This is a genomic window from Methylocystis rosea SV97 (assembly GCF_000372845.1).
Lineage (GTDB): Bacteria > Pseudomonadota > Alphaproteobacteria > Rhizobiales > Beijerinckiaceae > Methylocystis > Methylocystis rosea.
Genome location: NZ_KB889963.1, coordinates 2,692,483 through 2,705,880 on the forward strand (window position 1 = coordinate 2,692,483; position 13,398 = coordinate 2,705,880).

General features: G+C 59.8%; 10 protein-coding genes. 2 read left to right on the top strand and 8 right to left on the bottom strand.

All coding sequences use genetic code 11. The features are described from left to right. Window positions 1-7: 7 nt before the first annotated feature. Window positions 8-2,233, bottom strand: a complete 2,226-nt coding sequence (locus A3OO_RS0114250) for an RNA degradosome polyphosphate kinase (protein WP_018408509.1) — start codon at window positions 2,231-2,233, stop codon at window positions 8-10. 209 nt (window positions 2,234-2,442) lie between these two features. Here A3OO_RS0114250 and A3OO_RS0114255 point away from each other — a divergent pair, with 209 nt between their 5' ends. Beyond that, window positions 2,443-3,552: an alpha-amylase gene (locus A3OO_RS0114255; RefSeq protein ID WP_198008815.1), complete on the top strand. Its 1,110-nt coding sequence runs from the start codon at window positions 2,443-2,445 to the stop codon at window positions 3,550-3,552. Window positions 3,553-3,638: 86 nt separating this feature from the next. On the opposite strand, the gene A3OO_RS0114260 is transcribed toward A3OO_RS0114255, so the two are convergent. Beyond that, the gene (locus tag A3OO_RS0114260; RefSeq protein WP_018408511.1) at window positions 3,639-4,421 is read right to left on the bottom strand and encodes a 3-hydroxybutyrate dehydrogenase; all 783 of its coding nucleotides are present in this window, start codon (window positions 4,419-4,421) and stop codon (window positions 3,639-3,641) included. Between the two features lie 166 nt (window positions 4,422-4,587). Further along, on the bottom strand, window positions 4,588-6,552 hold the full coding sequence (locus tag A3OO_RS0114265; protein WP_018408512.1) for a potassium channel family protein: 1,965 nt from the start codon (window positions 6,550-6,552) through the stop codon (window positions 4,588-4,590). Window positions 6,553-6,973: 421 nt separating this feature from the next. Between A3OO_RS0114265 and A3OO_RS0114270 the strand changes: the two genes are divergently transcribed. Further along, the gene (locus A3OO_RS0114270) at window positions 6,974-9,328 is read left to right on the top strand and encodes a DUF3141 domain-containing protein (RefSeq protein WP_018408513.1); all 2,355 of its coding nucleotides are present in this window, start codon (window positions 6,974-6,976) and stop codon (window positions 9,326-9,328) included. An 829-nt stretch (window positions 9,329-10,157) separates the two neighbouring features. On the opposite strand, the gene A3OO_RS21755 is transcribed toward A3OO_RS0114270, so the two are convergent. From A3OO_RS21755 to A3OO_RS0114300, 5 genes are all read right to left on the bottom strand, one after another. Next, window positions 10,158-10,601 (bottom strand): RuvC family protein, encoded by a 444-nt coding sequence (locus A3OO_RS21755; protein ID WP_051080356.1) that lies wholly within the window; start codon window positions 10,599-10,601, stop codon window positions 10,158-10,160. Beyond that, the gene (locus A3OO_RS0114285) at window positions 10,598-10,858 is read right to left on the bottom strand and encodes a hypothetical protein (RefSeq protein ID WP_018408515.1); all 261 of its coding nucleotides are present in this window, start codon (window positions 10,856-10,858) and stop codon (window positions 10,598-10,600) included. The genes A3OO_RS21755 and A3OO_RS0114285 overlap by 4 nt, the downstream gene beginning before the upstream one ends. 3 nt (window positions 10,859-10,861) lie before the next feature. Continuing rightward, the gene (locus tag A3OO_RS0114290) at window positions 10,862-11,131 is read right to left on the bottom strand and encodes a hypothetical protein (protein ID WP_018408516.1); all 270 of its coding nucleotides are present in this window, start codon (window positions 11,129-11,131) and stop codon (window positions 10,862-10,864) included. Between the two features lie 155 nt (window positions 11,132-11,286). Further along, entirely contained in the window at window positions 11,287-11,889 is a 603-nt protein-coding gene (locus tag A3OO_RS0114295) for a hypothetical protein (RefSeq protein WP_018408517.1), read from the bottom strand. Window positions 11,890-11,937: 48 nt separating this feature from the next. Then, on the bottom strand, window positions 11,938-13,200 hold the full coding sequence (locus A3OO_RS0114300) for a tyrosine-type recombinase/integrase (RefSeq protein WP_245257163.1): 1,263 nt from the start codon (window positions 13,198-13,200) through the stop codon (window positions 11,938-11,940). Window positions 13,201-13,398: the final 198 nt, after the last annotated feature.

Here is a 13,398-nt window from a genome sequence, read left to right on the forward strand (position 1 = left end):
AGGAATACTATTCCGCGGCGTCTTCGACCGACTCCTCGTTCTTCGTCAAGCGCCGCGGGGCCGAAGCGCGCAACGCCCCGCCGCGGCCGGAAAGACTCGGATTGTCGAGGAAATAATCTTGCGCACCGAAGCGCTTTTCGCCTTCCGACGGCGCTATGCGCCGGCTCGAGCCGTCGTCGAGAATTTGCCAACTCTGGACATTGTCGAGCAGATTGGCGAGCAGCACCTGCTCCAGAATTTGTTCGTGCAGCGTCTCGTTCGTGATCGGGAACAGCGTTTCAACGCGCCGATCGAGATTGCGCGGCATCAGGTCGGCCGAGGAGATATAGACCGCGGCCTTGTTGTGCGGCAGACCGTGGCCGTCGGCGAAAGCGTAAATGCGTGAATGCTCGAGAAAGCGTCCAACGATCGATTTCACGCGAATGTTTTCGGATAACCCCTTCACGCCGGGCCGCAGACAGCAGATGCCCCGCACAACGAGGTCTATTTCGACCGCGGCGGCGCTGGCTCGATAAAGCGCGTCAATAATCTCCGGATCGGCGAGGGAGTTGCACTTCACCCAGATTGCGGCAGGTCGACCCGCGGACGCATGCTCCGCCTCGATTCGTATGTGCTCAAGCAGCCGCTGCTTCGCCGTGACCGGCGTCACAAACATCCGCTCCAGAGGGGCCAGAACGCCCGAGCCGGTGATGTAATGGAAGATGCGCGCGACATCGCGCCCGACTGCCGGGTCGGCGGTAAATGTCGACAGGTCCGTATAGATGCGCGCGGTGATTGGATGGTAATTGCCCGTCCCGATGTGGCAATAAGTTGCGACGGAGTCATTCTCTTCTTCGCGGACAACCATGCAAAGTTTGGCGTGCGTCTTCAGCTCAGGGAAACCAAAAACCACCTGAACGCCCGCCCGCTCCAGGGACCGCGCCCAGCGGATATTGGCTTCTTCATCGAAACGCGCCTTGAGCTCGATAAGCGCCGTCACCGATTTGCCGTTCTCGGCCGCCTCGATCAGCGCATGGACGATCGGACTGTCCGAGGAAGTCCGGTAGAGCGTCTGCTTGATCGACACGACTTTGGGGTCGCGCGCCGCCTGCTGGAGGAACGTCACCACCACGTCGAAGGATTCGTAGGGATGGTGAACGACTATGTCCTTCGCGCGGATCGCTGCGAAGCAGTCTCCATCGAAGTCGCTGATGCGTTCGGGATGACGCGGCGAAAAAGATGGAAACTTCAGGTCCTGACGATCGACGCCGACGATCTGCGAAAGACTGCTTAAATCCAGTTTTTCACTTTGAACGATCATCCCCCTTGGCGAGATGTCGACCTGTGACGCGACAAAATCGCGCAGCGCCGAGGGCATTGATAAGTCGACTTCGAGTCGGATGACGCAGCCCCGCCGGCGTTCTTTGATGGCCGCCTCGAATTCGCGGATGAGATCCTCCGCCTCCTCCGCGAATTCGATGTCGAGATCGCGCACGACTCGGAACAGGCCCAGGGCGCCGATCTCACACCCCGGAAAAAGTCGACCGAGAAATTGTGCGATGACGTCCTCAATGCGCGCGAAACGCAGAGCGTCATTCGGACCGTCGTCGAGGCGCACGAATCGCGTCAGCTTTCCCGGAATGCGAACGAGACCCGTGAGGTCGCGCCCATCGTTCTCCCGAACCAGTTGCGCAGCTAGGGACAATTCCAGATTGGGGATGAAGGGAAAGGGGTGCGACGGATCGATCGCGATGGGCGTCACCACGGGAAAAATGTGGCGATTGAAGTGAGCGTCGAGTCGGTCAAGATCGGCGCTCGTCCAATCGGCGCGCTCCACCAGCGTGACGCCAACGCCTTCAAGTTTTTCGCGCAAGATTCTCCAGGCCGCTTCCTGGTCGCGGCTCATTTTATCGGTCGACTCGAAAATGCGGGCGAGTAGCTCGGACGGCGTCAGACCATCCATTCCCGGCGTCTGGCCGCGCTCAATTTGCTCGATGACGCCCGACACTCGGACCATGAAAAATTCGTCGAGATTGCTCGCCGAGATCGCCAAAAACCTCAGCCGCTCGAGCAGCGGATGAGATTCGTTGGACGCCTCTTCGAGAACGCGTCGATTGAAGGCAAGCCAGGACAATTCGCGATTGACAAAACGCCCTGGATCATTCGATGCCGTCGACGTTGTCGCGTCGATGGCGCGAGCTGCCGGCCGAGTGCGCGCGTCCCCTGACCGTTTGGCCGCAGTTGTCGAAGTCACTCTTACCACTCTCGGCAATCTTAGCCTTCGCTGAGGCAGTCTGCCTAAAGCAGCATGTGTGCGTGACAGTGTTGCAACAACACTGGGAAAAGCAATTCTCGCCAAGCCTCTCGCAAGCCAAGTCATTAGGACGTTTTAGAAGCGCCCTATGCCAGACGCGCTACAAGGTCAGCGCATACTGCACTGATCCGAGGGTCGTCGAGTTCCGGGTGGGTGACGCGATGGGCTTTCCCGGAAAAGTTTTGCCTTTTCTGGGGTTGCTCTTCAGCGCGACCGCCCTCGCGCAAGAGGCGGGCGGCAGCGGCGGAGTTCCAGACGGCTCGCCCAGCCCAGCAACGCAAAAAGCGCCTCCGGCTCCGCTTGGCGTATTCGGCTCCGATATCGGCGCTGTCGGAAAATTTTCGGTGGCGTTTTCCGGCGTCTTCACGGGGCTCGCCAATTCAAGGATCGGGACAAAAATCGTATCGCCGAAGTATATTGTTTCGACCACGCCATGGTTTTTCGACCCCAGGAAACCCGTCCGGCTTGTTCCCTCGAGCGTCTTCGCGACCATCCAGACAATCTCCTTCAGCTACGGCGTGGCGGAAAATTTCGGGATCGTCCTGGCGGCGGGGGCGGTCGAAAAAAGAGTCGCCGCGCTGACCTACGCCGCGCCGAGCGGAACGCGTTTTCTTGGTCAAAGCTACGCCACGGTCGCGGGCGTCACGGATCTCGAAGCCGCAGCGGTCTTACGCATCTATCGCGACGAGGTTCATCGCGTTCTCATCTCGCTTGGATTGACGTTTCCGACGGGGAGCAACGAATCCCAGTTCAGGCTGCTTCTCAGCGACGGCGCCTATGGGACAGTGCGCGCGTTCTATTCGATGCAGCCCGGCACGGGGACGTATGATTTTCTTCCCGGCTTCACCTATGGCGGCGTGATCGGACCCTACTCATGGGGAATCGCTTATCGCGGACGCTGGCCCTTGGCGCCAAATCCCGAGGGCTACCGTTACGGCGATCTTCACGACTTCCACGGCTGGATCGGATATTCCTGGATTCCCGAATTCACAACGACGCTTCGCGTGACCGGCACGACTCGCGGCCCAATTCGCGGTTTTGATCCGAAAATCGACGGCAAATCGCAATCGGCCAACCCCTTCTTTTACGGCGGGCAGCGCGTCGAGCTTTATGGCGGCGCGACGATCGCCGGAAGCCTGTTAGGGTTGGACAGGGCCACGTTCGCGATTGAAGCGGGCGTTCCGATCTATCAAAATCTCAATGGCCCTCAACTGTTTCGAAACTGGCAAGCGATTGTGGCGGTGCGCATCAGCCTGTGAGCAAGAGACTGCTGCGAAGAAGAATGTCGACTGCAAATTCGACAGTCGCCTTCGCTTGCTTTCTCCTTGTCGACCGCGCCGGCCTTCTAATGCGCTGTCCAGCCGCCGTCCATGGCCAGAATTGCTCCCGTGATTGATTGAGCGTCCTCAGAAGCAAGAAAGACGGCGAGCGCGGCGACCTGTTCCGACGTGACAAACTCCTTGGTCGGCTGAGCTTCAAGAAGAACGTCGTGGATAACTTGTTCGCGAGTCATGTTCCGCGCCGCCATTGTCTCGGGAATTTGATGCTCGACGAGCGGCGTCCAGACATAGCCCGGCGCGATGGCGTTGACGGTGATGTGGTCGCGAGCAAATTCGAGAGCGGCGGTTTTGGTCAAGCCGGCGACGCCATGCTTCGCGGCGACATAAGCGGATTTGAAAGGAGACGCGATGGTCGCATGAGCGGAAGCGGTGTTTATGATCCGCCCCCACTGGCGGGTTTTCATTCCAGGCGCAGCAGCGCGGATCGCATGAAACGCCGATGACAGGTTGATGGCGATGATCGCGTCCCACTTCTCAATCGGAAAATGCTCGATCGGCTCGACGTGCTGGATCCCGGCGTTGTTGACAAGAACGTCGACCGAACCAAAGGCGCGTTCAGCCTCGGCGATCATCTGCGCAATCTGCGCCGGCGCAGACATGTCCGCCGGCGAGTAGAGCGCCTTGACGGCGAACTCCTCCTCGATGCCCTTGCGCTTGTATTCGATTTCGTCGGCCTTGCCGAAGCCGTTGATGACGACGTTCGCGCCTTTCTCGGCATAGGCGCGCACAATCGCCAATCCGATGCCGCTCGTCGAGCCGGTAACGACTGCTGTCTTGCCTTGGAGCATAATCTTCCTCCGCCGCCCGCCTCCGTCAATGCAGCGGCTGACCGATCATCGATATTCGCGCCTCCCGACAAATTCGCAAAGGCAATGTGACAGTTAAGCAAAATGTGGATTCTAAGATGCGTCGCTGAACCAAGACTTTCGTGAAGTGATTGAGACAATTACGAATCTAATTCGCCTGTAATCGAGACAGGACGCCGAGGGCCTTCAATTCTCGCACCAGTCGCAGACCCTGTTGTCGGTAGAGTGGGACAGCTAATTTTGAAGGAAGGCGGTTCATGACGTCTCGCGCCAAGCGGAAATCGCAGCCTGATATTCGTGCGATCGTATTGGCGGCGTCGAAGACAGCGTCAACGACGTGCGAACGGTCGACTTGCAGATAACACATGGCGGCGATTGGATCGCCATTTTCGACGCGCTTTAAGCCGCCCATCGTCGCGAGAGCCACCAGGCGATCATTTGCCTCCAAACGGATATCGTCGCTTGGAATAAGACGAACTTGCTCTCCTCGCCGATGGAGGATCGGCACGATCTCATAACCGTAGGCGACTTCCGCTAAAAGACGATCTATCAGCATGTCGCCGGCTGCGATGGCATATTCCGTGACGAAGACTGAGCGCCCCTCGAGATGAATGGCGCAGTGAATGTTTTCTCCGAAAGCGGCGGCGGTGATTGCTTCTGCGGCGATCGCATAATCCCCGATCCCCACTGAAGCGGGAATCAGAGAAGCGACGTCTTGTGCAAGTCGGTGGTCGAAGGCCCGAAAGATTAGGACGCAGTTCGGATTGAGGGACCTGACGACAAGACTGGCCTCCAGATTGGCGATTTCGTCGTCAGTAACGACAATGACGCTCTCGGCTGTTGCAACATTCGCCTGCTGCATGGTGTCGCGGAACGAGCCAACAAGTATCGGGACGTCCGGCAGCACCTCCTCGCCGATTGGTTGCTCAGAAAGTCCCACCACTGGATGCATCCAGTCCTGAAGGATGGCCGCAACACGTCGTCCCGTGGCGCTCATGCCGACAATCACCGTATGCCCCGCGTCAGGCACGCGAGGCCGCCGTCGCGCTATCTGAAGTCGCGCGCTTAGAGTCCGCTCCGTCAAAGTAGCGATCAGAATGCCCAGAAACACGGCGCTCGAGATTGTCGCGAGCACGGAGAAGAGGTAAAGCCGTGAAGAAATCGGAAAGGGCACACGTAGAGCGCCAAACACGTTGTCAAAGCCGCCGAACGCCAAGACGACCGAAACGTTGAACGCATCGAACCAGCCAATTCCCGGGTTTTCGATACGATAAAAGACTGTGCCGGCGAAGATGAGCAAGGCGACGATGACAGCCGACGCCAGCGCCGCCCGGGGAACGCCTGCGCTAAACGGAAGCCGCCTTAAGCTGGCAAAGAGGTCCGCAAACCGCGTGGACACAGGATGCTGGGCGGTCTTGCTGCGACCACGCCATGGGGCTTGGGAGACTGCAGATATGTCCTCTACATAGACCAATGTGTCGCCTTCGCGGAGCACATCATCCGGGATCCAGGAAGCAAATATCGGCGCCGCTGCTTCCGCTTGCCTGGCATGACTGAGAATCCGCCGAGATGAAGTGCTCAGCTCGTAAAGAAATCGGCCTTTCCATCTATCGTCTCTTCTGATTTGTATCCGCGTCAGCCGCATCTTTTCCCCCGCCACCTCAAAAAGCCCCTGAGGAGAAGCGAGGGCGAAAGCGTTTGCCAGAAACTGCGTCGGTTCGAACGCGAATAGATTCCCAATATTTTGTTGAAGAAGGGAGCCAAGTGCACCCTGCGCCGACCGGATGATGAGGCGCGCGTTGGGATTGAGCGACCGGGCCGCAAATGCAGCCATGATGTTGGCTCGCTCGTCTCCCGTAACCATGAGCGCCGCGCGGCAGTGAACGATGCCCGCCTGCTCCAGTATTTCGGCTCGACAGCAGTCACCGACGATCAGTCTTTCCAGGAGATCAACCGAGCCGGGGTCCTCCTGGGAGAGCGAAGCGGCGCTGTCCACACCGATGACCTTCACATCGAATTGACGTAGAAGACGGGCGCATTGCCGGCCGACATCGCCAAGCCCGCAAATTAGGAAGGGAGCGGAGCCGCCGTTTTGACGCGCATCTGAGGACATCTTCGTTTCTTCGAATGCAAATTCGCGCCGGGCGTCGTTCGTAGACCCGCGGCAATGACGTGACGACGCGTAAAGGAGTCGCTTCGCGCGTCTATTGTCCGGGTCGCTTGAGGCCGTCAGATGACAACTTGATGAAACCGCGCTCTGAATAACGCGGCGCTCTGCGCGGAGAGCGAGGGAGTCACCGCTTTGTCACTTGACGCCGCAACAATGACTTCTGACACGGGATCTGACGCCTTCCCGTCGGAAGGTTGTCCTCCCGTGAAGGGGCGCAGTCGCTTGTCATCAGGGCTAGGATCAAGCACGCGACTTGCACCTGTCGTCGAGCGCCCGAATCTCGGAACGGCTCTCTAAGGAGCCACGCCGAACCGCCTCCCGACAGATGCGCTCGCCTTCGTCCGCTTACAGGAGAACTCGGGCGATGACGCCGCTTTTCAGTCTTCAGAACGCTCCAAAACGCTCAGTCGAGGATCAGAAAGTCGCTGCGACAGCGCAGCAGCGCGTCATGACCGGCTATGCGCGGCGAATGGAGAAGATGGCGAGCGACCACGGTCGGCGCCTAGAGCAGTTCTGGACAGACGCCGAGGCGATACGGTCCGAATTGAACAGGGCGCAAGAGGCGGGCGATCTTTATCGCGCCGCGTATGATTACGCCGTCGACGCCGGGCGACGGACTGTGCTGACGCTAGATACGCTTCGCGAGAGGGGAAACAACGACATCGCTCACGAAGCCGCCGGCATGCCCCCTGCTCTCATCTATGACAACGAGGTGGTCGTAGACGGCCGCAATCTGCCACGGCCGGTGAATTACCTCCTCTTGAGGATCATTCCTCCCAAGGGCGTCGAAAGCTTGAACTGGAAGCGCCCCTATCTGATCATTGACCCGCGGGCCGGCCACGGCGCCGGAATCGGCGGCTTCAAGTCTGATAGCCAGGTCGGCGTCGCCCTCCGCGACGGCCATCCGGTTTATTTCCTGGTGTTTCGTCCCCATCCCGAGCCGAACCAAACGCTCGCTGACGTCATGCGAGCCGAGGCGGCGTTTGTGAGCGAAATACGTCGGCGCCACCCTGAAGCTCCCAAGCCGATTATCGTCGGCAATTGTCAGGGCGGCTGGGCGACGATGATCCTTGCGGCGGCAAATCCGGACATCACCGGACCATTGGTCATCAATGGCGCGCCGCTGGCCTTCTGGTCGGGCAGGATCGGCGAAAACCCGATGCGCTACCTTGGCGGGCTTTTTGGAGGAACCTTGCCTACCTTAGTTCTCGCAGACTTGGGATATGGAGAATTCGACGGCGCGCATCTCGTCACCAATTTCGAAATGCTCAATCCTGGCCGCAACTATTTCAGCAAATATTACGACCTCTTTGCAAATATCGACCGCGATCGCGCCGCCTTCCTGGAGTTCGAGCGCTGGTGGGGCGGATTGCATTTCATGAACGAGCCCGAAATCCGGTGGATCGTCGAACAGCTTTTCATTGGGAATCGTCTCTCGCGCGGAGAGGCGCGAATCGAGCGAGGGCGCCAGCTCGACATCAAGGCGATCCGATCGCCGATCATTGTCTTCACCAGCCGGGGCGACAACATCACTCCTCCCCAGCAGGCCCTCAACTGGATCGTCGACACCTATGCGGACGAGCATGAGATTAAGATTCGCGGCCAGCGCATCATCTACATGGTGCACGAGACCACGGGACATCTTGGCATTTTCGTCTCCTCCACGATCGCAAAGAAGGAGCACTCGGAAGTCGCCTCGACGATGAAAACCATCGAGGCGCTGTCCCCCGGGCTCTATGAAATGAAGATCGACGAGCAGATTGGCGAAGGATTGGATGCGCGCTTCCTCGTGAGCTTCGAGGAGCGCACGATTAGCGACGTGCTCGCGTTTGACGACGAAGACCGTTCCGACGAAGTCGGCTTTGCTGCGGTTGCGCGCCTATCGGAGTTGAGCGTCGAGCTTTACGATCTGGCGATGCGCCCTTTCGTGCAAGCGATGGTGACGCCGTTTACCGCTAAAATGATCAAGTCGACGCATCCCGCCCGGGCTCAGCGCCTCATTTTCACCGATCAAAATCCCCTAATGCAGCCGGTTTGTGAATTTGCAGCGCGCATTTCGAAGGATTGCGAACCTTTGGATCCGAGCCATCCGTTCCTCGCACTTGAGAGGTGGTGGGCCTCGAGCGTCTTGCAGACCATAGATTTTATGCGCGACTTCCGCGACGCGGCCTACGAAGCGATCTTTCTTTCAACCTACGGCTCGCCCTTGATGACTTGGATCGGCGCTCCCCATGCTTTCGAGCGGACGCGCAAGGATCCGAAGGATCTTCGGTGGCTGCCCGAGGTGCAAGCCATTCTAGTGGGCATTGATCGCGGAGGCTTCGAGGAAGCCGTCATCCGGATGCTGATTCTTCTTGCCGAGGCGCGTGGCTCCGTCCGCCGCGATCGGCTTCAACGATCGGCGCACGTTCTAACCAACGACGAGCCTTTCGCCTCGCTTGGGACGGAGCGCCGCGCCGCGCTCATCCGAGAACAATCAATCATCGCCGAGTTCGAACCCGATCGCGCCATAGAGACACTGCCGGATCTCATACCCGAACGCCGACGCCAGGATGCGATAGACGTTGTGGAATACATAGCGGGCTCCGTAGACGATATGGAGCCTTACACGGTCCGCACGCTTCAGCGCTTCCGCGCCGCGCTTGGTCTTCCGCGAATCGCACTTTCTGTCGCAACTCGAGATCCGCTCGCCAACTCCAGCGCAGCGCCCGCATCGTGAATTTGCGTCTCGTAGAGAGATAGACGCCAAAGCGGCCGTCAAACTGTTCCCAATTGCCGGCACGCCTTCCATCTCACGCAGATAAAAATGTCTAAGGTCGCACGCAGGCGCGCAACTGTTGCGGGTTCCGGCGCCGCTGAAGCTTCTTTGTCATGTTTACATGCTTTTTGCCCTGACGCTCGCAGGCGTACGAGGGAAAAGGGTTCCTAAATGCGTGAGTATCGTCTCGAGATTGTGGAGTGGGGGCAGGTGAAGTTGCCGGCTGAGATCGTGTCGCTGCCTGAAGGCCAGGCGATTTGGCCTTCCGTCGAAGCCCTTGCTCTTCGTGTGGCAAGCTCGGAAGGATCCTTTATTAAGGTGAGTGATTTTACCGGAGCGACCCTCGTTCGAGCAGGGATCTCGACTGCCTTGGCATCGATCGAGAATTGCCCGTGCAAAGAATGCATTCTCAAGAGAAGGCTGCGATATCTTATCGTGACTGGCCGCAGCAGCGTTCACCCGTCGGAGCTAGTCGTCGAATGTCGTGTGAGCAACGCAGCTCTCGCTGCCTGAGCCTCTCTTCGCTAGATCAAAGGTCGATGCCGCTCGTTGATATCTCGCGGAATGGTCGTTCGAAGCGGCGTTAGCATTTTTTGGAGGAATGCATCTTTCCTGTCGTTATCGCGTTCGCAGCGTCAGAAGCCGATGCGCTGAGCGCCGCGGAAGTGCACAGCGAAATCGGAAGCACCCGCGGAGTGTGCGCGTGTGATCGTCGCTCATGAGCGCGCCTCCCCGTGGGGTGGCGCTTGAGCGTGAAGCGCGGCGACGCGCATCAGTCCTGCAAGGCCGATCAGCGCTGCCTCAGCGCGGTCGCAGTCGCACTTGCGCGCGAAGAGCGTGGCCTGCGCCATCGGCTGATTGCGACGCTTCGGGCGCTGTCCTTGTTTTCTTTGCCCGGCGCAATGCCAGCGACTCGCTTCCAACTCGGTGGAGCGATCATGGCGAGAGGAATGCCGGCGGCCGCAAGGACTCCCTCGATGATTCCCCGCGTGCGGCCGAAGCCGAATGCGGCCGCAGAGCCATCTGTCGGGCGAGGCCCGATCAACTCACAGAAGGCTCGAGTCGCGTGCGTCGAATACACGATGTTGGCGAAAAGCGCGGGGTTGACCGCGCGGCGACCTTTCGCACCGTCGAGCAGCGTCGGCATGTCGTGAATTTCGACGAGCTCGCCGCCCTCGGTCATAACCGCGAGCGCGCCATCAAGGCCGGGGTCAATGCCGATGATTCTCGTCATTGCGCGACGCCTCCCTCATTGATGAAGGCAAACAGCGACCCGAAATCGTTGCCCCTGGCGCCGCTGGCGTCGTCGACCCAGCGCCATGTCAGGCGATTGATCTTCAGTCCTTGCCACCGCCGCACGAGCGTCGCGCGGCCCGGAATTCCCTTGAGATTGAGTCGGGAGGTGCTCCTTTCGGGACCATTCGCCCCCACAGCGATGCATTCCCGAGCCCCGCCGGTCGCCGCCGGCGGGCTCTTCGCAATTTTGGGCATGTCTCAGGCCGCCTCCCCGTCGGAGTCCACCTTGGCGGCGCTTTTCGTTATTTCCGCCATGCGACGACCGAGCGTCCGGCGTCCAAATCCTATTTCCTGCGCAACGACGCGTGCAGGAACGAACTCTTCAACTTCCGGCGGTTCGTAGGCTGGCAAGGTTCCGCCGACGGAAGCCGCGATGATTTCACGCTTGTAGTATTCGACCTGCGAGCGCGCGAAGACTTTCCGCCCATTGAATTCAATCGGCTTGGGAAATTCCGGTATGTTGGCCATTGCTCACTCCGTCCTGATTTGACGACGGATGATGAGGCGATCGACCGCGCCTTGCGAGCAAATGCGTGTCCGTTAAGTCATCCCCTCGCGCGTGACTTAACGGAAATTGCGGCGCGTCGGCTTTCAGCACTGAACGGACCGGGCACGCGACCTTGTCAGCGCTCTCCGATGGTCCAGCGATGCGCTTCACGAAGCGCCGGCAATTTCTCGGGGTCTGTGAAAGCCACGACGGCATGCAGGAATTGAGCGCCGGCGCTTACGGGCTCGCCCTTGTGCCAGTTCGCTGAAAATTCCTCGCCTGTCGCGCAAAGCCATATGTTCGCAAGGTCGCCGACCAACAGGCGCAAGCAGACGTCCGCAGGCCTCTTCGCTGCAGCCTTCCGTGTTGCCGACGAGTTCGCCCGGGCGGCGATCTTTTCAAGATCGCCGATCAGCGTTTCGTATCGCTGGCTCGCAAGTATCAAATCGTCGCCGGCGATCGCGGAGAAGATCGCGGGCGCGTTCGCATCGTTGCGCAAGATCGCGAGCGCGCGCGACAACGGTTCCGCGGCTTCGTGCAAGTCCGAGCGCGCCGCATGGTCGGCGGCGTAGCGATCGGCCGTGTAGGCCAGAATTACGCCTTTAACGCTCGTTTCGAGATTCGACAGGTCGTCGGGCGCGCCGTCCTTCGATCCTTCGATCAGCAAGGCTCTGAGGCGCGCCAGGAGCGCCTTGAAGGCTTCCCCCTCGAAATCTATCGGGCCGGCGGAATCGCGCATTTCGATTTTTGCGGCATCAGGCGTCCTATTTCGCGGGCTTGCCACCGATCAGCCCCTTGCCAAAGACAGGGCGACGATATTCGAAGCTGCCTGGCCCGAAACGATGCGCTCGACGTGGCGCGCCCACGCTTCGAAGGCGGACCGCATTTCGTCGGCGTAGCTATGTTTTTGATAAACTGAGACAATTCTACCAAAAGAGCCGCTGACATGGTTCAAAGCGCGTTCGATTACGTGGAGAGGAATGCCGATCGACGCGAGGCCGGACGCGACGCTTCGCCGTATGTCGTGAATGACGAAATGCGGAATCGGCTCGCCGCCGTTCTGTTCCGTGATTAGAGCGTCGAGGCGCGCTTTCGCCTTCGAAAATGCGGTCGGAGGCGTCTTGCCCGCTGAGAATAGAAAGCCGGAGCCCTCGAATCGTGGCAAGCGCTCGATAATCTCGACAACCGCCGGCGATAGCGGAACGGAGTGCGCGCGGCGATTTTTGCTGCGTTCCGCGGGCAAATTCCACACGCGCTTTTCGAGATCAATTTCTTCCCATCGGGCCGCCGCGACTTCGTCTCGACGCGCGCCAGTCAGGATCAGGAGCCGAACGATTTGCCCGTAGGGGAAGCCAAGCTCTCCGGCGGCGCGCCAGACCAACGCCAACTCGCGCTCGTCAAGGACTCGATCGCGCGGCCGCTCAGTGGTCGGGGCCTCGATACCTTCGCGGTTGTGTTCGAGGATTCCGCGGCTGACGGCCCACCGGCACAACTTTCTTAGCTGGGCGAATGTCCTGTTCGCCGTCACAGCGGCGCCGCGATCAACCATCTTGTCCAAAAGCCGATGAATGTCGGCCTTGCCGATTTCGGAAAGCCGCCTGCCCTGCCATGTCGCCACAACGTCTTTGCGTAACAGGCGCTGCGTCTCTTTCCAGTCTCTCGTGTTGGGTTTGGCATACCGCTCGATGAACTCGTCGACGACCTTTTCGACGACGTCGAGCTCCGCGCGCTCCTCGGCCCGTGCGGCGGCCCTGGCGGCCACCTTCGCCTCTCGTTTCTGGGCCGCGGGATCATTCCCGCGCGCCAGCTCGCCCAGAGCGGCCTGCGCCGCCTTGCGGGCGTCGGCCGGACCGATGGCAGGATACCCCCCGATCGTGAGCTTTTTTGGCTGGCCAGCGAACCGGTAGCGGAGCGCCGATGACTTGGCGCCGCTCGGCTGGACGACCCAATAAAGGCCAGTCACCTTGCCGTCGGGAACTTCCTTGCGCTTGGCGCCGGGCCTGATTGCCTCGATCGCAAAACCGGGGGTTGTCGGTTCGATCCCGGCCACTCCTGCCACTCATGAAACAATAATTTGATCCAGATTCAGCAGCGGTTTCTTGCTGGGGGCCGAGGCCCTTGAGATTGAGTCCGTCCGCTCGATGAAGCGGCCGACTTCGGCGACCCCATGACGTACAGATCGCTGAAGCGGAAGACCGGCGCCGCAAAAGCTGTCGGATGTCTAGCGCCGGATAGCGCCTGCTACTCT